At 51.7% G+C, this 19,493-nt stretch carries 7 protein-coding genes, 2 tRNA genes, 3 rRNA genes and 1 pseudogene; 3 read left to right on the top strand and 10 right to left on the bottom strand.

What is annotated here, in order from left to right:
* Positions 1-17: 17 nt before the first annotated feature.
* Positions 18-728 carry a UTRA domain-containing protein gene (locus ACM5QY_RS06095; RefSeq protein ID WP_416119692.1) on the top strand — a complete coding sequence of 237 codons (711 nt, stop codon included), beginning with the start codon at positions 18-20 and terminating at the stop codon, positions 726-728.
* A gap of 75 nt (positions 729-803) precedes the next feature.
* Here ACM5QY_RS06095 and metH read toward each other — a convergent pair whose 3' ends face one another.
* A complete protein-coding gene (gene metH / locus ACM5QY_RS06090; protein WP_416122825.1) occupies positions 804-4,487 on the bottom strand; it encodes a methionine synthase in 3,684 nt (1,227 codons plus the stop codon).
* A gap of 265 nt (positions 4,488-4,752) precedes the next feature.
* Between metH and iclR the strand changes: the two genes are divergently transcribed.
* Positions 4,753-5,595, top strand: a complete 843-nt coding sequence (gene iclR, locus ACM5QY_RS06085) for a glyoxylate bypass operon transcriptional repressor IclR (RefSeq protein WP_416119691.1) — start codon at positions 4,753-4,755, stop codon at positions 5,593-5,595.
* 40 nt (positions 5,596-5,635) lie between these two features.
* Here iclR and aceK read toward each other — a convergent pair whose 3' ends face one another.
* The 9 genes and pseudogenes from aceK to ACM5QY_RS06040 form a co-directional block, all read right to left on the bottom strand.
* The gene (gene aceK, locus ACM5QY_RS06080) at positions 5,636-7,348 is read right to left on the bottom strand and encodes a bifunctional isocitrate dehydrogenase kinase/phosphatase (protein ID WP_416119690.1); all 1,713 of its coding nucleotides are present in this window, start codon (positions 7,346-7,348) and stop codon (positions 5,636-5,638) included.
* A 45-nt stretch (positions 7,349-7,393) separates the two neighbouring features.
* Positions 7,394-8,716 carry an isocitrate lyase gene (aceA, locus tag ACM5QY_RS06075; protein ID WP_416119688.1) on the bottom strand — a complete coding sequence of 441 codons (1,323 nt, stop codon included), beginning with the start codon at positions 8,714-8,716 and terminating at the stop codon, positions 7,394-7,396.
* Between the two features lie 40 nt (positions 8,717-8,756).
* Positions 8,757-10,355, bottom strand: a complete 1,599-nt coding sequence (aceB, locus tag ACM5QY_RS06070) for a malate synthase A (protein ID WP_416119687.1) — start codon at positions 10,353-10,355, stop codon at positions 8,757-8,759.
* 369 nt (positions 10,356-10,724) lie between these two features.
* Positions 10,725-11,653 (bottom strand): annotated as a pseudogene (metA, locus tag ACM5QY_RS06065) (homoserine O-succinyltransferase MetA).
* A gap of 281 nt (positions 11,654-11,934) precedes the next feature.
* Positions 11,935-12,050 (bottom strand): 5S ribosomal RNA (gene rrf, locus ACM5QY_RS06060).
* A gap of 121 nt (positions 12,051-12,171) precedes the next feature.
* Positions 12,172-15,081: ribosomal RNA gene (locus ACM5QY_RS06055) — 23S ribosomal RNA — on the bottom strand.
* 208 nt (positions 15,082-15,289) lie between these two features.
* A tRNA-Ala gene (locus ACM5QY_RS06050) sits at positions 15,290-15,365 on the bottom strand.
* Positions 15,366-15,498: 133 nt separating this feature from the next.
* Positions 15,499-15,575, bottom strand: a tRNA-Ile gene (locus ACM5QY_RS06045).
* A gap of 71 nt (positions 15,576-15,646) precedes the next feature.
* Positions 15,647-17,189: ribosomal RNA gene (locus tag ACM5QY_RS06040) — 16S ribosomal RNA — on the bottom strand.
* Together the 16S, 23S and 5S rRNA genes with 2 tRNA genes alongside form the textbook arrangement of a ribosomal RNA operon.
* 685 nt (positions 17,190-17,874) lie before the next feature.
* Between ACM5QY_RS06040 and purH the strand changes: the two genes are divergently transcribed.
* Positions 17,875-19,464, top strand: coding sequence for a bifunctional phosphoribosylaminoimidazolecarboxamide formyltransferase/IMP cyclohydrolase (gene purH / locus ACM5QY_RS06035; RefSeq protein ID WP_416119686.1), 1,590 nt, complete (start codon positions 17,875-17,877; stop codon positions 19,462-19,464).
* Positions 19,465-19,493: the final 29 nt, after the last annotated feature.

Here is a 19,493-nt window from a genome sequence, read left to right as displayed (position 1 = left end):
ATGAGGCTTACTAACCGATGAGTGAACCGCAGACCACCCTTGCCGTTATCTGCAAGGCATTGAGCGAAAGTATTGCGGCCGGGGCATTTTCTGCCGAGGGAAGGCTGCCTTCTGAGCGCGCGTTGAGTGAACAGTTTTCCACAACCCGCATCACGCTGCGTGAGGCGTTAGGCCATCTGGAAGCGCAGGGGCTGATTTATCGCGAAGTACGTCGGGGCTGGTTTGTTTCGCCGCCACGCATTATTTATAACCCGTTGCAGCGCAGCCATTTTCACGCCATGGCGAAAGATCAGGGGCGAAGTGCGCAGACGGAGGTCATTGATGCCAGACACTGCATCGCCAGCGACGCCGTTTGCCAGAAATTATTGCTGCCGCCCGCCAGTGATGTGATTTGCATCCGCCGGTTACGCTATATCGATAAACGCCCCGTGCTTTACGTCGAGCATTACCTCAACCCGTTGTATTTTAATGGTATTCTTGATGCAGATTTAACGTCTTCGCTGACTGATTTGTATGCCTCGCGTTACGATATTTATTACGGGCGTGTCCGGTTTGATATGGTGCCGACGCTGCTGACAAAAGACGCATCGCACGCCCTGAAAGTCGCTTCCGGCAGCCCGGCATTATTTATTACGCGCACCAACCGGGATCAACACGACCGGGTCATCGACTGTGATTTGGAATACTGGCGTTATGACGCGCTGCATATTGATGTGGAAGTGAATTGAGATGAACCCCGGTCACTTTTTGAAGTCAGTGACCGGGGTTCATGATGACCGTCAACGGGAAGGATGACGGGGATATTAATCGGCGTCGTAGCCTAAATTAGGCGCCAGCCAGCGTTCGACTTCGGCAACTGGCATATTCTTACGTGCCGCATAATCCTCAACCTGATCGCGCTGGATTTGTGCGACGGCGAAATATTTGCTGTCAGGATGACTGAAATACCAGCCGGAGACTGCCGCGCCCGGCCACATTGCAAAGGATTCTGTCAGTTGCATGCCGGTGTTGGTTTCAACATCCAGTAATGTCCAGATTTGCCCTTTTTCAGTGTGTTCAGGGCATGCAGGATAACCCGGAGCCGGACGGATCCCCTGATAGTTTTCACGAATAAGTTCTTCGTTACTCAGGTTTTCGTTAGCGGCAAAGCCCCAGTAAACCTTACGCACTTTTTCATGCAGGTATTCTGCAAAGGCTTCTGCCAGACGGTCTGCCAGCGCTTTGATCATGATTTTGTTGTAATCGTCGTGCTGCTTGTCGTACGCCTCGGCAAGCGCGTCCTCCTCCAGCCCACCGGTCACGGCAAATGCGCCCAGGTAATCTTTTTTGCCGCTGGATTTCGGCGCAACAAAATCGGACAGACAATAGTTCGCAAAGTCCGTTTTTTCGGTTTGCTGACGCAGATGGTGGCTGACTACCAGCACTTCTTCACGACGCTCGTCACTGTAAATTTCGATATCGTCGCCTTTGCGGTTCGCCGGGAATAAACCGACCACGCCGCGCGGATTCAGTAATTTTTCAGCGGAAAGCTTATCGAGCAGATCGTTGGCATCCTTGAACAGGCGTTTAGCTTCTTCGCCCACCACTTCATCTTCCAGAATCCGCGGGTATTTACCCGCCAGCGACCAGGTCATGAAGAATGGCGTCCAGTCGATGTAATTACGCAGGGTTTCGATGCTGGCTTCCACTTTCTGAACACCCAGACGGTGCGCGACCGGCGGTGTGTAATCTTCCCAGTCGATGACCGTTGCGTTATCACGCGCCACTTCAAGGCTGACCGGCGGCGTCCGGGGTTTTTTACGGGCGTGCTGAATACGCACGGTCTCGTATTCTTTACGGGTTCGCTCGATAAAAGCGTCACGCTGTCCGGCAGATAAGAGTGCCGAAACCACGCCGACAGAGCGTGAGGCGTTTTGCACATAGCACGTCACCCCGCTGTAGTTCTGTTCGATTTTAACCGCCGTATGCGCCTTGGACGTGGTCGCACCGCCGATAAGAAGCGGCATCGTGAATCCGCGACGCTCCATCTCTTTTGCCACGTTGACCATTTCGTCCAGCGAAGGCGTGATCAGCCCGGAAAGGCCGATAATATCGACGTTTTGTTCAATCGCCGTTTTCAAAATTTTGTCGGTCGGCACCATTACACCGAGATCGATAATCTCGTAGTTATTGCATTGCAGCACCACACCCACAATGTTCTTGCCGATGTCATGGACATCGCCTTTCACCGTCGCGAGCAGGATTTTTCCGTTTGTCTGGCCTTTTTCCTTGCTGGCTTCAATGTAAGGTTCGAGATACGCCACCGCCTGTTTCATCACACGCGCGGATTTCACCACCTGCGGCAGAAACATTTTACCTGCACCGAAAAGATCACCGACGACGTTCATGCCATCCATCAGCGGCCCTTCAATCACTTCAATCGGGCGCGCGGCCTGCTGGCGGCACTCTTCGGTGTCCAGCTCGATGAATTCGGTAATGCCTTTGATCAGGGAATATTCGAGACGTTTTTTAACATCCCAGCCACGCCATTCGGCCTGCTGTTTGTTGGCTTCGCCGTCGTCTTTGCTGCCACGGTATTTTTCCGCCAGTTCCAGCAGACGCTCTGTTCCGTCATCACGGCGGTTCAGAATCACATCTTCAACGGCATCGCGCAGTTCAGCCGGTAAGTCATCGTAGATAGCCAGCTGACCGGCGTTAACGATGCCCATATCCATGCCGTTGCGGATCGCGTGATACAGGAATACGGCGTGAATGGCTTCACGCACCGGTTCATTGCCGCGAAAGGAGAAGGAAACGTTGGACACGCCGCCCGAAATCATCGCATGCGGCAATTCTGCTTTGATATCCGCACAGGCTTCAATGAAGTCGACGGCATAGTTGTTATGTTCGTCAATCCCCGTGGCGACCGCGAAGATATTCGGGTCAAAGATTATATCTTCCGGCGGGAATCCGACTTTCTCGGTCAGTAGTTTATAGGCACGACGGCAGATTTCGATTTTACGGGCGCGGGTATCCGCCTGTCCGGTTTCATCAAAGGCCATGACCACCACGGCTGCGCCGTAACGCCGTACAATCCGGGCGTGATGAAGGAAAGCTTCTTCCCCTTCTTTCATCGAGATAGAGTTCACAATGCCTTTGCCCTGGATGCATTTCAGGCCTTTTTCGATGACGTCCCACTTGGAGGAGTCAATCATGATCGGCACACGGGCAATGTCCGGCTCACCGGCAATCAGATTCAGGAAGCGCACCATTGCCGCTTCGGCGTCGAGCATCCCTTCATCCATGTTGATGTCGATAATCTGGGCACCGCTTTCCACCTGCTGACGAGCAACGGCCAGCGCTTCGGCGTATTTTTCTTCTTTAATCAGGCGTTTGAAACGGGCAGAACCGGTGACGTTGGTTCGCTCACCCACGTTCACAAACAGAGTTTGCGCATCAATGGTCAGCGGTTCCAACCCCGCCAGACGGCAGGCGACAGGAATAACCGGCAACTGGCGTGGCGGCACGCCTTCAACTGCTTTCACCATCGCGGCAATGTGCGCCGGCGTGGTACCACAGCAGCCGCCGACAATATTCAGGAAACCCGAACGCGCCCATTCGCCGATATGCTCCGCCATTTCTTTGGCTTCAAGATCGTACTCACCAAAGGCATTCGGTAAGCCCGCATTCGGGTGCGCTGTGACGTAGCATTCGGCAATACGCGACAATTCAGCGACATACTGGCGTAATTCGTCCGGCCCCAGTGCGCAGTTCAGGCCGAAGGTAAGCGGTTTTACGTGGCGCAGTGAGTTATAGAACGCCTCTGTTGTCTGGCCTGACAATGTTCGGCCAGAAGCATCGGTGATCGTGCCGGAGACCATGACCGGCAGCACGATGCCCAGCGCTTCAAATTCCGTTTCTACCGCAAACGTCGCGGCTTTGGCGTTGAGTGTGTCGAAAACGGTTTCGATCATAATCAGATCGGCACCGCCCTTAATCAGCGCCCGGGTAGATTCACGGTACGCGTCGACCAGTTGATCAAAAGAGACATTACGGAAAGCCGGATCGTTTACGTCCGGAGAGATCGACGCTGTGCGGTTGGTCGGGCCTAAAACACCGGCCACATAACGCGGTTTATCCGGCGTGCGGGCAGTCCATTCGTCGGCACAGGCTCGCGCCATACGTGCTGCTTCATAGTTAATTTCAGCGGAAAGCGACGCCATATGGTAGTCGGCCATCGCGATGGTGGTGGAGTTGAAGGTGTTGGTTTCAAGAATATCTGCGCCAGCAGCAAGATAGCCGTTGTGGATCTCAATGATCACTTCGGGTTTGCTCAATACCAGAAGATCGTTATTGCCTTTAAGATCGCTTTCCCAGTCAGCAAAGCGCTCACCGCGATAGTCTTCCTCTTCAAGACGGTAGCTCTGGATCATGGTTCCCATGCCGCCGTCCAACACCAAAATGCGCTGTGCCAATTGCTTATGTAGCGCTTCAACCCGATTAGTCACTTTCACCTCATCACCCACCACGCACACCCGGCAAATTGTTCATTCATACGCCGGAAATTATGGTCAACATCCTAGCATACCTTCCAAAGGCAAAAGGCCGTGCCGACATGAGACTTTTTCAATTCAGGAAGGCATCCCGCAAATGCTGTGCAACACATCGGATGAGCGCAAAGGCAGGTTGCGATCCATACTGTAAAAACGAAAACCAATTCCAAAAATGACTTTTCTTCGCCAGATTTTGGCGCATCTTACAAGGAACAGGCTTATGGCAACGTCCGCATTGACCCCGGCCAAGCGAGCTAAGAAAACAAAAGCCGCTGCAACAGCAGGCAGCGCCGCCACCGGACAGGTTCAGTCCCTCACCCGTGGCCTTAAGTTGCTGGAATATATTGCTGAAGCTCAGGGCAGCGTAGCGCTGACGGATCTGGCTCAACAGGCAGGTTTGCCCAATTCCACCACTCACCGTTTGCTGACAACGATGCAGCAGCAGGGGTTTGTCCGGCAGGTCGGCGATTTGGGCCTGTGGACCATTGGTTCACATGCGTTTGTGGTCGGCAGCAGTTTTCTGCAAAGCCGTAATTTGCTGGCGATGGTACATCCGATGTTGCGCCGGCTGATGGAGGAGTCGGGTGAAACCGTCAATCTGGCCGTACTGGATCACAGTGATTATCAGGCGATCATCATCGATCAGGTGCAATGCAATGCGCTGATGCGGATGTCAGCGCCAATCGGCGGAAAACTGCCGATGCATGCTTCCGGCGCAGGAAAGGCATTTCTCTCCACCCTGGCGGAAGAACGGCTGGCGAAGCTTCTGCACAAAATTGGTTTGCACAGCTATACGCCGCTGACCAAGACGTCTCCGGCAAACCTGAAACAGGAGCTGGCCGATACACGTAAACGCGGTTATGCCTTTGATGATGAAGAACATGCGCTCGGCCTGCGCTGCGTGGCGACCTGTATTTACGATGAACACAACGATGCTTACGCCGCGATTTCCATTTCCGGCCCGGTTTCAAGGATAACCGACGATCGCGTGACCGAACTGGGTGCGCTGGTGATCCACGCGGCAAAAGAAATTACGCAGGCGTATGGCGGCGGGAAACATTAACTGGGGAATGACTCCCGCACGGATGGCGGGAGCATGAGACTTAAAGGTGGATGAAACGCTGGCTGCGGCGATACGCAAAGACGTCCTCAACATGCCCTTCACGGATCCGCGTTTGCAATCCGCGCCAGTAATCGGCAGAAAATAAATCATTGTGTGCCGCTTCGAAGAACTGCCGGACACGTTTATCGCTGCACAGGAAATGGCGGAACTCTTCGGGAAAAACATCACCCGACGCAATGCTGTACCAGGGCTCGCTGGCCAGTTCATCCTCGGGGTAACGCGGTTCAGGGATATCGCGGAAATTTACTTCCGTCATGTAACATATCTCGTCGTAATCATAAAAGACGACGCGGCCATGGCGGGTTACACCAAAGTTTTTAAACAGCATATCGCCGGGAAAGATGTTCGCCGCCGCAAGTTGTTTAATCGCGTTACCGTATTCTTCAATAACGTCATGCAGTTGCTGATCATCCGCCTGTTCCAGATATAAATTCAGCGGCGTCATACGCCGTTCGATATACAAATGCTTAAGGGCAATACTGTCGCCAAGATCCTCAATCTTCGCCGGAACTTCGCGCTGCAGTTCCGCCATTAACTCCGGGCTGATGTTTTTCTTAACCAGGACAAAATGCTCAAACTCCTGGGTATCCGCCATACGTCCAACACGATCATGCTCTTTGACCAGCTGGTAACAGGCCATAACCTGCGCTTCGGTCACCTCTTTTTGCGGTGCAAACCGGTCTTTTATGACTTTGAAAACCCGGTCGCTTCCCGGCAAGGTAAAAACCAGCATGACCATACCTTTGACCCCAGGCGCAATAATAAAGGACTCGTCGGTTTGTGCCATAAACCGTAAATGCTCGCGATAACATTCCGTTTTCGCATGTTTCTGGCACCCGATGGCACTGTAAAGTTCGGCCGTCGTTTTTGCCGGTAAAATCTCCCGCAGCCATTCAATGAGCGCGCCCGGTTGCGGGGCGTAAACCATAAAATAGGAACGTGCGAAGCCGAAAACGATGCTGGCATCATTTCCCTCCGTCAGGCAAGCATCTACAAATAACTGGTGCTGATGGCTTTGATGTACCGGCAATAACAGCGGAAAAACCTGCTGTCCCCACCGGATTTTGCCAATTATCCACGCCGCCTTATTGCGGTAGAAAACTTCAGAGGCGATCTCAATCACCGCCTCTGATAACGCATCACCGGGAAATCTCTGCTGCAACACAGTGGCAATAGAATCAATATCACGCGGCGCATTTTCCCACGCCAAACGCATCGGAAGATCGTTAAGAACTTTGCCCAGCGTCGCGACCAGATTTCCTTGCACAGGGTATTGCCGGGCGAGTGGCCGGACGCAATTTTGTGGGAGGTGAGTTGGCTGTTCGCTGTAAATAAATAGCTTATCCGCCGTCAGCTCACGGTGTTTGAAAATACGGCAATAGACTGAATTAAAGAAGCTTTCAGCGATTTCTGCCCGAGGATAATCAGGCAACAATCCGGCGTAACAGTTTTTTATGCGGACCAGAAATGCAGTGTCGTAGAAGTGCTGGCCCGTGATACATTTGAGCTGCGAGACAACCAATCCGACATGGTGGTCATAAAGATGAATTCGCTGTTTCATCGCCGCCTGCACCGCCTGCCAGTTAGCGCTTTCAAAACGTTGCTGAGCTTCTGAAGTCACTTCCAGAAAACGGCCATATTGGGCATCGAACCCTTGTAAAATAGTCTGAGCGATCAGCAATTCGATGCGCATGGTGTGGGCTCCTGAAGGGAAAAACCCGGCTTGTGCCGGGCCAAATCAGTGTGACGTTGAAGAGAATTGCTGTTCTTCGGTCGAACCGGTTAATGCCGTTACCGATGAGCGGCCGCCCTGAATGATGGTGGTAACTTTGTCGAAATATCCGGTGCCCACTTCCTGCTGATGAGAAGCGAAAGTGTACCCACGGCCGATTGCCGCAAATTCAGGCCCCTGCACTTTTTCGACGTAGTGTTTCATCCCTTCGCCCTGCGCATACGCATGGGCAAGATCGAACATGTTGAACCACATGCTGTGGATGCCCGCCAGCGTGATGAACTGGTACTGATAGCCCATCGCTGCCAACTGGTCCTGGAAGCTGGCAATCGTTTTATCATCGAGATTCTTCTTCCAGTTAAACGACGGCGAACAGTTATAGGCCAGCAATTTTCCGGGAAATTTCGCATGAATAGCCTCAGCAAAACGCTGAGCAAGTTTGAGATCCGGTGTCGATGTTTCACACCAGACAACGTCAGCATACGGCGCGTAAGCCAGCCCGCGGCTGATCGCCTGTTCTATACCGGCGTGCGTCCTATAAAAGCCTTCATGCGTTCTCTCGCCGGTAATGAACTGGCTGTCATAAGGATCGCAATCGGACGTCAGCAAATCAGCCGCATCGGCGTCGGTACGTGCCACCAGCAATGTCGGGACGCCGAGTACATCAGCAGCCAGACGGGCAGACACCAGCTTTTGCACTGCCTCCTGAGTGGGAACTAACACTTTGCCACCCATGTGCCCACATTTTTTCACCGCAGCAAGCTGGTCTTCGAAATGGACGGCCGCCGCACCGGCTTCAATCATCGATTTCATCAATTCAAACGCATTCAGCACACCACCAAAACCGGCTTCTGCATCGGCGACAATCGGCAGGAAATAATCGGTGTAACCTGGCTGGCCAGGTTCGATATTATTGGCCCATTGAATCTGATCGGCACGGCGGAAGGTATTGTTAATACGGGACACAACTTCCGGTACAGAATTCACCGGATATAACGACTGATCGGGATACATACTGGATGCGGTATTCGCATCGGCGGCAACCTGCCAGCCGGACAGATAAATCGCTTCAATACCCGCTTTTGCCTGCTGCAATGCCTGTCCGCCTGTCAGTGCGCCCAGACAATTCACGTAACCTTTGCGGGATGCACCGTGCAGTAAATTCCACAGACGTGAAGCACCGTGCTGAGCCAGCGTGCATTCCGGGTTAACTGAGCCGCGCAGGCTGATGACGTCTGCAGCCGTATAAGGGCGGGTAATGCCTTTCCAGCGTGGCTGGTTCCAGGTTTCTTCAAGCTGCTGAATTTGGTGAGTACGTGTTGTTTTCATGGCAAATGCTCCGGTCTTTTTATGAGTAGGGTAAGAAGAATCAGGCCAGCAGCTGATAGCCCGGCAGGGTCAGGAAGTCGATTAACTCATCCTGTGTGGTAATTTTTTCCATTAATGCGGCGGCCTGCGTGAAGCGCCCGGAACTGAAACGTTGTTCGCCTAACTCCTGTTGGATCACCAGCATTTCTTCATTCAACATTCGACGGAACAGAGGCTTTGTGACCAGCTGGCCGTCGGTGAGCGTTTTGCCGTGATGGATCCACTGCCAGATTGAGGTTCGGGAAATCTCTGCGGTGGCGGCATCTTCCATCAGCCCGTAAATAGGTACGCAGCCATTGCCGGAAATCCACGCTTCGATGTACTGCACCGCCACGCGAATGTTGGCGCGCATCCCCTCTTCGGTACGTTCGCCGGAACAAGGCTCCAGCAGTTGTGCCGCCGTAATATCGGCATCGTCTGCGCGTAATACGTCCAGTTGGTTTGAGCGGGAGCCGAGCGCTTTATCGAAAACTTCCAGCACGGTATCAGCCAGCCCCGGATGCGCGATCCAGGTACCGTCATGCCCGTTACTCGCTTCCAGCTCTTTATCCGTTCTCACCTTGTTCAGAACCCACTCGTTGCGCTTAACATCTTTGCTCGGAATAAATGCCGCCATTCCGCCCATCGCAAATGCGCCGCGGCGGTGGCAGGTTTTGATGAGAAGTCGCGAATACGCCTTGAGGAATGGCTGCGTCATGGTGACTGACTGACGATCGGGAAGGACGCGGTCAGCATGATTTTTCAGCGTTTTGATATAGCTGAAAATATAATCCCAGCGACCACAGTTCAGCCCGACGATATGGTCACGCAGGTGGTAAAGGATTTCGTCCATCTGGAATACGGCAGGCAAAGTTTCAATCAGTACGGTGGCTTTGATGGTGCCACGGGATAATCCGGTGTAATCCTCGGCAAAGCTGAAGACCTGGCTCCACCAGTCCGCTTCCTGATAAGACTGCATTTTTGGCAGATAGAAATACGGGCCGCTGCCTTTTGCCAGTAACGCGCGATAGTTATGGAAGAAGTACAAAGCGAAATCAAACAAGGAACCTGGAATAGCCTCACCCTGCCAGACCACATGTTTTTCGGGCAAATGCAGGCCACGGACGCGACAGATCAACACGGCTGGATCAGGTTTGAGCTGGTAAATTTTGCCTGATTCGTTGGTGTAACTTATCGTGCCGTTAACCGCATCACGTAAGTTGATCTGCCCTTCGATGACTTTCTGCCAGTCAGGAGCCAGAGAGTCTTCAAAATCGGCCATAAAGACTTTCACATTGGCATTGAGCGCATTAATTACCATTTTGCGTTCTACAGGCCCGGTGATTTCTACGCGGCGATCCCTCAAATCGGCCGGAATGCCGAGAATCTTCCATTCTGTTTTTTTAATGGAATCAGTTTCCGAAATAAAATCTGGCAATGTCCCGTCGTCAATTTTTTGCTGCACGGCGATACGTTCTGCCAGCAAGCGGTTACGCAGCGGGGTAAAACGCACGACCAGCTCAGACAAAAAGTCCACAGCCTCCTCGGTCAGGATATGTGTTTCTTTTTCACCAAAATGGCGGGTAAAACCAAGCTGACTGCGCGTAATTTGCTCTGACATCGCTAACTCTCCTGATTTTTCGACTTAAATCTGCCAGACCGCCTCACTAAGCAGATACTGATACGGTAGAAAATAACCCAACGACACCTGACACGATCTTGTGGCGATTTATCGATGGTCATTTATTACCCGATAGATTTAAGCGTAATCAGGATTTACATAAAATCAAAAACGATTTCCATTTTATTTTTATTTATTAAATAACCTCGTTTATTCAGTGAGATGAAAATGTAAAAAATTCTCAAAAAAAGAGAATCGATTTCATTTTTTGAGAGTTTGAGGATTACAGATAGAAAATCGCTGGGAAGAGGTTGGAGGCGAACAGAAGCAGACGATCGGGTGTAGATCGTCTGCAAATTGCGAAGGGAATTATTCCAGGGTTGGATTCATCTGCCGCAGATCGAATGGCGTGATCTGGTAAACATAGTAGTTTAGCCAGTTAGCAAACAGGAGGTGCCCGTGACTACGCCAGGTCGCTTTAGGCGATAACTCAGCATTGTCATGCGGGAAGTAATTGTAAGGCATTTCAGGCGATAAACCGGCTGCGACATCACGCAGGTATTCTCCGGCTAAAGTGCCCGCGTCATATTCCGGGTGCCCCGTGACAAAGGCCATGCGCTTATCTTTCGTTGCAAACAAATAAGCCCCGGCCTCGTCAGATTCCGCCAGAATATCGAGATCAGTATGCTGACGCAGTGTATCCGCTGGGAAATCAGCGTAGCGCGAATGAGGGGCCAGGAATGTTTCATCAAAACCACGGGTTAGCAGAGCCAGTGGCTGTAATGTCTGGTGAGGATAAACGCCTGAAAGCTTAGTTTCGCGTGTCATTTTAGGGATGTCATATAGGACATTTAACGCAGCCTGCACAGCCCAACACACGAACAGTGTTGACGTGACGTGCTCCTTAGCCCAGTGAATAACGCGCTCAATCTCCGGCCAGTAGGCAACATCGCAGAAATCAACTAAGCCCAGGGGGCACCAGTGACAATCAAGCCATCGTAGTTGTCGTGCTGAATATCTTCGAAATCACAGTAGAAGTTATCCAGATGCTCTGCTGGAGTATTTTTAGACTCACGGCTATCAATGCGCAGAAGCTGCACATCAATCTGCAAAGGAGAGTTGGAAAGCAGCCGTAAAAACTGATTTTCGGTCTCAATTTTCTTTGGCATCAGGTTGAGTACCAGCACTTTCAAAGGACGAATTTCCTGAGTTTTTGCGCGTGATGAGGCCATCACAAAAACGTTCTCATTGCGCAGGAAATTTACGGCTGGTAATTCATCTGGAACCCGGATCGGCATAGCAACTTCCTCACTACATCCATTTATACGTTTAGACTTCTAGATAGCCGAAGATAGCGGTTTTTATCTAAGATGTCGAGCCTGCAAACGGTAAGTGAAAATGTTTCAGCTTCAGTTATTAAATTAGACGATTTGGTTATATAAGAGAGAAAACAGAAAGCAATGAGTGATAAAAAGGGAACGACAGGAGGGAAAGAATGGAGGATGTGGCTGAAAATCCCCCCAAATTTCCCATAGCAAAAAGCCCTGTACGTCAGTACAGGGCTTTCCACTTGTTTGATGCCTGGCAGTTCCCTACTCTCGCATGGGGAGACCCCACACTACCATCGGCGCTACGGCGTTTCACTTCTGAGTTCGGCATGGGGTCAGGTGGGACCACCGCGCTACTGCCGCCAGGCAAATTCTGTTTCATCCATAACGCTTACCCTGTCTCAGGCTTGCACTACGAACCAATCTCGGAACATCAGCTGAAAATCAAAGTATCTGCACAGAATCTCTAAAAACACCTTTGGTGTTGTAAGGTTAAGCCTCTCGGGTCATTAGTACTGGTTAGCTCAATGCATCGCTGCACTTACACACCCAGCCTATCAACGTCTTAGTCTTAAACGTCCCTTCAGGTGGCTTAAAGCCACAGGGAAGACTCATCTCGAGGCAAGTTTCGCGCTTAGATGCTTTCAGCGCTTATCTTTTCCGCATTTAGCTACCGGGCAATGCCATTGGCATGACAACCCGAACACCAGTGATGCGTCCACTCCGGTCCTCTCGTACTAGGAGCAGCCCCTCTCAATCTTCCAACGCCCACGGCAGATAGGGACCGAACTGTCTCACGACGTTCTAAACCCAGCTCGCGTACCACTTTAAACGGCGAACAGCCGTACCCTTGGGACCTACTTCAGCCCCAGGATGTGATGAGCCGACATCGAGGTGCCAAACACCGCCGTCGATATGAACTCTTGGGCGGTATCAGCCTGTTATCCCCGGAGTACCTTTTATCCGTTGAGCGATGGCCCTTCCATTCAGAACCACCGGATCACTATGACCTACTTTCGTACCTGCTCGAGCCGTCACTCTCGCAGTCAAGCTAGCTTATGCCATTGCACTAACCTCACGATGTCCGACCGTGATTAGCTAACCTTCGTGCTCCTCCGTTACTCTTTAGGAGGAGACCGCCCCAGTCAAACTACCCACCAGACACTGTCCTCACCCCGGATTACGGGGCCGAGTTAGAACATCAAACATTAAAGGGTGGTATTTCAAGGTTGGCTCCACAAGAACTGGCGTCCTCGCTTCAAAGCCTCCCACCTATCCTACACATCAAGGCTCAATGTTCAGTGTCAAGCTATAGTAAAGGTTCACGGGGTCTTTCCGTCTTGCCGCGGGTACACTGCATCTTCACAGCGAGTTCAATTTCACTGAGTCTCGGGTGGAGACAGCCTGGCCATCATTACGCCATTCGTGCAGGTCGGAACTTACCCGACAAGGAATTTCGCTACCTTAGGACCGTTATAGTTACGGCCGCCGTTTACCGGGGCTTCGATCAAGAGCTTCGCATTGCTGCTAACCCCATCAATTAACCTTCCGGCACCGGGCAGGCGTCACACCGTATACGTCCACTTTCGTGTTTGCACAGTGCTGTGTTTTTATTAAACAGTTGCAGCCAGCTGGTATCTTCGACTGGATTCAGCTCCGGGAGCAAGTCCCTTCACCTACGCGCCAGCGTGCCTTCTCCCGAAGTTACGGCACCATTTTGCCTAGTTCCTTCACCCGAGTTCTCTCAAGCGCCTGAGTATTCTCTACCTGACCACCTGTGTCGGTTTGGGGTACGATTTCGTGTTACCTGGAGCTTAGAGGCTTTTCCTGGAAGCATGGCATCAACTACTTTACCACCGTAGTGGCTCGTTATCACGCCTCAGGGTTATACAAAAGAGCGGATTTACCAACTCTTCCCCCCTACACGCTTGAACCGGGACAACCGTCGCCCGGCTAGCCTAGCCTTCTCCGTCCCCCCTTCGCAGTAACACCAAGTGCTGGAATATTAACCAGCTTCCCATCGACTACGCTTTTCAGCCTCGCCTTAGGGGTCGACTCACCCTGCCCCGATTAACGTTGGACAGGAACCCTTGGTCTTCCGGCGTGCGGGTTTTTCACCCGCATTATCGTTACTTATGTCAGCATTCGCACTTCTGATACCTCCAGCAAACCTCACAGTTCACCTTCGACGGCTTACAGAACGCTCCCCTACCCAACAACGCATAAGCGTCGCTGCCGCAGCTTCGGTGCATGGTTTAGCCCCGTTACATCTTCCGCGCAGGCCGACTCGACCAGTGAGCTATTACGCTTTCTTTAAATGATGGCTGCTTCTAAGCCAACATCCTGGCTGTCTATGCCTTCCCACATCGTTTCCCACTTAACCATGACTTTGGGACCTTAGCTGGCGGTCTGGGTTGTTTCCCTCTTCACGACGGACGTTAGCACCCGCCGTGTGTCTCCCGTGATAACATTCTTCGGTATTCGTAGTTTGCATCGAGTTGGTAAGCCGGGATGGCCCCCTAGTCGAAACAGTGCTCTACCCCCGAAGATGAGTTCACGAGGCGCTACCTAAATAGCTTTCGGGGAGAACCAGCTATCTCCCGGTTTGATTGGCCTTTCACCCCCAGCCACAAGTCATCCGCTAATTTTTCAACATTAGTCGGTTCGGTCCTCCAGTTAGTGTTACCCAACCTTCAACCTGCCCATGGCTAGATCACCGGGTTTCGGGTCTATACCTTGCAACTTGACGCCCAGTTAAGACTCGGTTTCCCTACGGCTCCCCTATACGGTTAACCTTGCTACAAAATATAAGTCGCTGACCCATTATACAAAAGGTACGCAGTCACCCCATAAAAGAGGCTCCCACTGCTTGTACGTACACGGTTTCAGGTTCTATTTCACTCCCCTCGCCGGGGTTCTTTTCGCCTTTCCCTCACGGTACTGGTTCACTATCGGTCAGTCAGGAGTATTTAGCCTTGGAGGATGGTCCCCCCATATTCAGACAGGATGTCACGTGTCCCGCCCTACTCATCGAACTCACAATCTGTGCATTTTTGTGTACGGGACTATCACCCTATACTGTGCGACTTTCCAGACGCTTCCACTAACACACAAACTGATGCTGGTTCTGGGCTCTTCCCCGTTCGCTCGCCGCTACTGGGGGAATCTCGGTTGATTTCTTTTCCTCGGGGTACTTAGATGTTTCAGTTCCCCCGGTTCGCCTCATTACACTATGTATTCATGTAATGATAATGTGTCGAAACACACTGGGTTTCCCCATTCGGGTATCGTCGGTTATTACGGTTCATATCACCTTACCGACGCTTTTCGCAGATTAGCACGCCCTTCATCGCCTCTGACTGCCTAGGCATCCACCGTGTACGCTTAGTCGCTTAACCTCACAACCCGAAGGTGTTTCCACCATCGCATTGCGATTATTTGAGAGACTCTGTTACAGACTAATCACCACTCAGTACTTCTACGGAGAGTGATGTTCAGCTGTAAACTTTCAATTTTCAGCTTGTTCCAGATTGTTAAAGAGCAAAATACTTCGCAGCATACTGTTTCCAATACACTCTGAAGTATTATTTAAAGGCTGTACGGTAATGGTGGAGCTAAGCGGGATCGAACCGCTGACCTCCTGCGTGCAAGGCAGGCGCTCTCCCAGCTGAGCTATAGCCCCATACAGTCACTTACAGATACCTTAATTACTCATCAGTCAGATGAGTCAGCCAATTACTTTCTCATCAAGGCGGAGTCATGCGAAGTTTGCTTGTGCAAACGAGACATGGCGACAACGAAGAGGAGGAGGGAATTGGTAGGCCTGAGTGGACTTGAACCACCGACCTCACCCTTATCAGGGGTGCGCTCTAACCACCTGAGCTACAAGCCTATTAAGGTATTTCTGCTCGTTACTTTCTATCAGACAATCTGTGTGGACACTGCACAATGCGTATCTTGAGGTAAGGAGGTGATCCAACCGCAGGTTCCCCTACGGTTACCTTGTTACGACTTCACCCCAGTCATGAATCACAAAGTGGTAAGCGCCCTCCCGAAGGTTAAGCTACCTACTTCTTTTGCAACCCACTCCCATGGTGTGACGGGCGGTGTGTACAAGGCCCGGGAACGTATTCACCGTAGCATTCTGATCTACGATTACTAGCGATTCCGACTTCATGGAGTCGAGTTGCAGACTCCAATCCGGACTACGACATACTTTATGAGGTCCGCTTGCTCTCGCGAGTTCGCTTCTCTTTGTATATGCCATTGTAGCACGTGTGTAGCCCTACTCGTAAGGGCCATGATGACTTGACGTCATCCCCACCTTCCTCCGGTTTATCACCGGCAGTCTCCTTTGAGTTCCCGACATTACTCGCTGGCAACAAAGGATAAGGGTTGCGCTCGTTGCGGGACTTAACCCAACATTTCACAACACGAGCTGACGACAGCCATGCAGCACCTGTCTCAGAGTTCCCGAAGGCACTAAGCTATCTCTAGCGAATTCTCTGGATGTCAAGAGTAGGTAAGGTTCTTCGCGTTGCATCGAATTAAACCACATGCTCCACCGCTTGTGCGGGCCCCCGTCAATTCATTTGAGTTTTAACCTTGCGGCCGTACTCCCCAGGCGGTCGACTTAACGCGTTAGCTCCGGAAGCCACGCCTCAAGGGCACAACCTCCAAGTCGACATCGTTTACAGCGTGGACTACCAGGGTATCTAATCCTGTTTGCTCCCCACGCTTTCGCACCTGAGCGTCAGTCTTTGTCCAGGGGGCCGCCTTCGCCACCGGTATTCCTCCAGATCTCTACGCATTTCACCGCTACACCTGGAATTCTACCCCCCTCTACAAGACTCTAGCTTGCCAGTTTCAAATGCAGTTCCCAAGTTAAGCTCGGGGATTTCACATCTGACTTAACAAACCGCCTGCGTGCGCTTTACGCCCAGTAATTCCGATTAACGCTTGCACCCTCCGTATTACCGCGGCTGCTGGCACGGAGTTAGCCGGTGCTTCTTCTGCGAGTAACGTCAATGCAATGTGCTATTAACACATTACCCTTCCTCCTCGCTGAAAGTGCTTTACAACCCTAAGGCCTTCTTCACACACGCGGCATGGCTGCATCAGGCTTGCGCCCATTGTGCAATATTCCCCACTGCTGCCTCCCGTAGGAGTCTGGACCGTGTCTCAGTTCCAGTGTGGCTGGTCATCCTCTCAGACCAGCTAGGGATCGTCGCCTAGGTGAGCCATTACCTCACCTACTAGCTAATCCCATCTGGGCACATCCGATGGCGTGAGGCCCGAAGGTCCCCCACTTTGGTCTTGCGACGTCATGCGGTATTAGCTACCGTTTCCAGTAGTTATCCCCCTCCATCAGGCAGTTTCCCAGACATTACTCACCCGTCCGCCGCTCGTCACCCAGAGAGCAAGCTCTCCTGTGCTACCGCTCGACTTGCATGTGTTAGGCCTGCCGCCAGCGTTCAATCTGAGCCATGATCAAACTCTTCAATTAAAAGTTCGATTTGCTTAAACAAGTTAAGCGGTGCTCAAAAATTAACTTTCGTAATAATTCACTAAATGAATTACTGCTTGGTCACTCTTTAAGACTTGATATTTTTTTGCCACCGAAGTGGCTGATATCGTCTTGTGAGTGCCCACACAGATTGTCTGATAAATTGTTAAAGAGCAGTGAGTTACGCGCTTTCGCTTGCTAACTCGAGGTGGCGTATATTACGCTTTCCTCGTTCAGTGTCAACCGTTTATTTCATCCGGTTGCCGCTGCTTTAAATCTTTTCCGACCCGGTCACTTCGTGATGTTGTTCACGTTGTTCCCTGTCGATGGAGCGGCATTATAGGGAGTTCTCAGCAGGCCGCAAGGGCTAATTTTAAGAAAAAATACCGTTTGCTGCATTACACAGCAAACACACCGCTTATACCGTGTTTTGCACAGATTTATCCACAGATCCGCAGGAATCTCAAATTTTGCGAGCGTCGCGCAATCGTTTTCGCTACAATTTCGCGCGTCAGTTTTCGACACCCATTACGGGTGATAAATGAAAAGTAAGCCGTCAGGGGGTAGTTATCCGAGCTCAATCCCGCGTTTTTCTGCAAATTGCTCTATATAAAGAGAAGAAAACGCCCATTGAATTCAGATAACGCTCTTTATTGCGACTCCAAAGCCAAGGATATAAACCACCATGCAACAATCTCGTCCAATCCGCCGCGCCCTGCTCAGCGTTTCTGATAAAGCCGGTATCGTAGAATTCGCCCAGGCACTCTCTTCGCGTGGCGTTGAATTACTTTCCACTGGCGGCACCGCTAGCCTGTTGGCAAAAGCCGGTCTGCCAGTCACAGAAGTGTCTGACTACACGGGTTTCCCGGAAATGATGGATGGACGCGTCAAAACCCTTCACCCGAAAGTTCACGGCGGGATCCTCGGCCGTCGCGGGAAAGATGATGACATTATGGCGCAGCACGCGATCGCGCCAATCGACATGGTGGTCGTAAACCTTTATCCGTTCGCGGAAACCGTCGCCCGCCCGGATTGCTCACTGGAAGATGCAGTCGAAAACATTGATATCGGCGGCCCGACCATGGTTCGCTCTGCGGCGAAGAACCACAAAGACGTGGCAATCGTGGTGAAGAGTAATGATTACGCTTCTGTTATTGAAGAGATGGATGCCAACAGCAGCTCACTGACGCTGACGACCCGTTTCAATCTGGCGATTAAGGCTTTCGAGCACACTGCGTCTTATGACGGCATGATTGCCAACTACTTCGGCACCATGGTTCCGGCTTATCACGGCGATACCGAATCCGCGTCTGGCCAGTTCCCGCGAACTCTGAATCTTAGCTATATAAAGAAACAAGATATGCGTTATGGCGAGAACAGCCATCAGAACGCCGCCTTCTATATAGAAGAAAACGTCAGCGAAGCTTCCGTGGCGACGTCAACCCAGTTGCAGGGCAAAGCTCTTTCCTATAACAACATTGCAGATACCGATGCGGCACTGGAATGTGTGAAGGAATTTGCAGAGCCTGCTTGTGTCATCGTTAAACACGCGAACCCTTGCGGTGTTGCCATCGGAGACAACGTTCTGGCTGCTTACGAACGTGCTTATCAGACTGACCCGACTTCCGCTTTCGGCGGCATTATTGCCTTCAACCGCGAGCTCGATGCTGAAACCGCGAAAGCGATCATCAGCCGCCAGTTTGTGGAAGTGATCATCGCCCCGTCGGTCAGCCCAGAAGCGCTGGCCCTGACTGCGGCAAAACAAAACGTCCGCGTTCTGACTTCCGGCCAATGGCAAGGGCGCCAGAAAGCACTGGACTTCAAACGTGTGAATGGCGGCCTGCTGGTTCAGGATCGTGATTTGGGCATGGTTGATGCCGGTGATTTGCGTGTTGTTTCGCAGCGCCAGCCAACCGAGCAGGAACTGACAGATGCCCTGTTCTGCTGGAAAGTCGCCAAGTTCGTTAAATCCAACGCCATCGTTTATGCACGCGATAAAATGACCATCGGTATTGGTGCAGGCCAGATGAGCCGCGTGTACTCGGCGAAAATCGCGGGGATTAAAGCCGCTGACGAAGGCCTGGAAGTCGCAGGTTCCGTGATGGCATCAGATGCCTTCTTCCCGTTCCGCGACGGTATTGATGCAGCCGCTGCGGTGGGCATTACCTGTGTAATTCAGCCTGGCGGTTCAATTCGTGATGATGAAGTTATCGCAGCCGCAAACGAACACGGTATCGCAATGCTGTTCACAGACATGCGCCATTTCCGTCATTAATTTTCTTTTAGCGGGTGCGATGCGCCCGC

It is taken from the genome of Rahnella sp. PCH160 (assembly GCF_047784855.1).
Taxonomy (GTDB): domain Bacteria; phylum Pseudomonadota; class Gammaproteobacteria; order Enterobacterales; family Enterobacteriaceae; genus Rahnella.
This window is presented reverse-complemented; position numbering and strand designations above follow the sequence as displayed.

Bases quoted from the DNA above. Each gene is read 5' to 3' on its own strand.
- aceB (WP_416119687.1), bottom strand. From the start codon at position 10,355: ATGTCAGAGCAAATTACGCGCAGTCAGCTTGGTTTTACCCGCCATTTT.
- aceK (WP_416119690.1), bottom strand. From the start codon at position 7,348: ATGCGCATCGAATTGCTGATCGCTCAGACTATTTTACAAGGGTTCGAT.
- aceA (WP_416119688.1), bottom strand. From the start codon at position 8,716: ATGAAAACAACACGTACTCACCAAATTCAGCAGCTTGAAGAAACCTGG.
- purH (WP_416119686.1), top strand. From the start codon at position 17,875: ATGCAACAATCTCGTCCAATCCGCCGCGCCCTGCTCAGCGTTTCTGAT.
- iclR (WP_416119691.1), top strand. From the start codon at position 4,753: ATGGCAACGTCCGCATTGACCCCGGCCAAGCGAGCTAAGAAAACAAAA.
- ACM5QY_RS06095 (WP_416119692.1), top strand. From the start codon at position 18: ATGAGTGAACCGCAGACCACCCTTGCCGTTATCTGCAAGGCATTGAGC.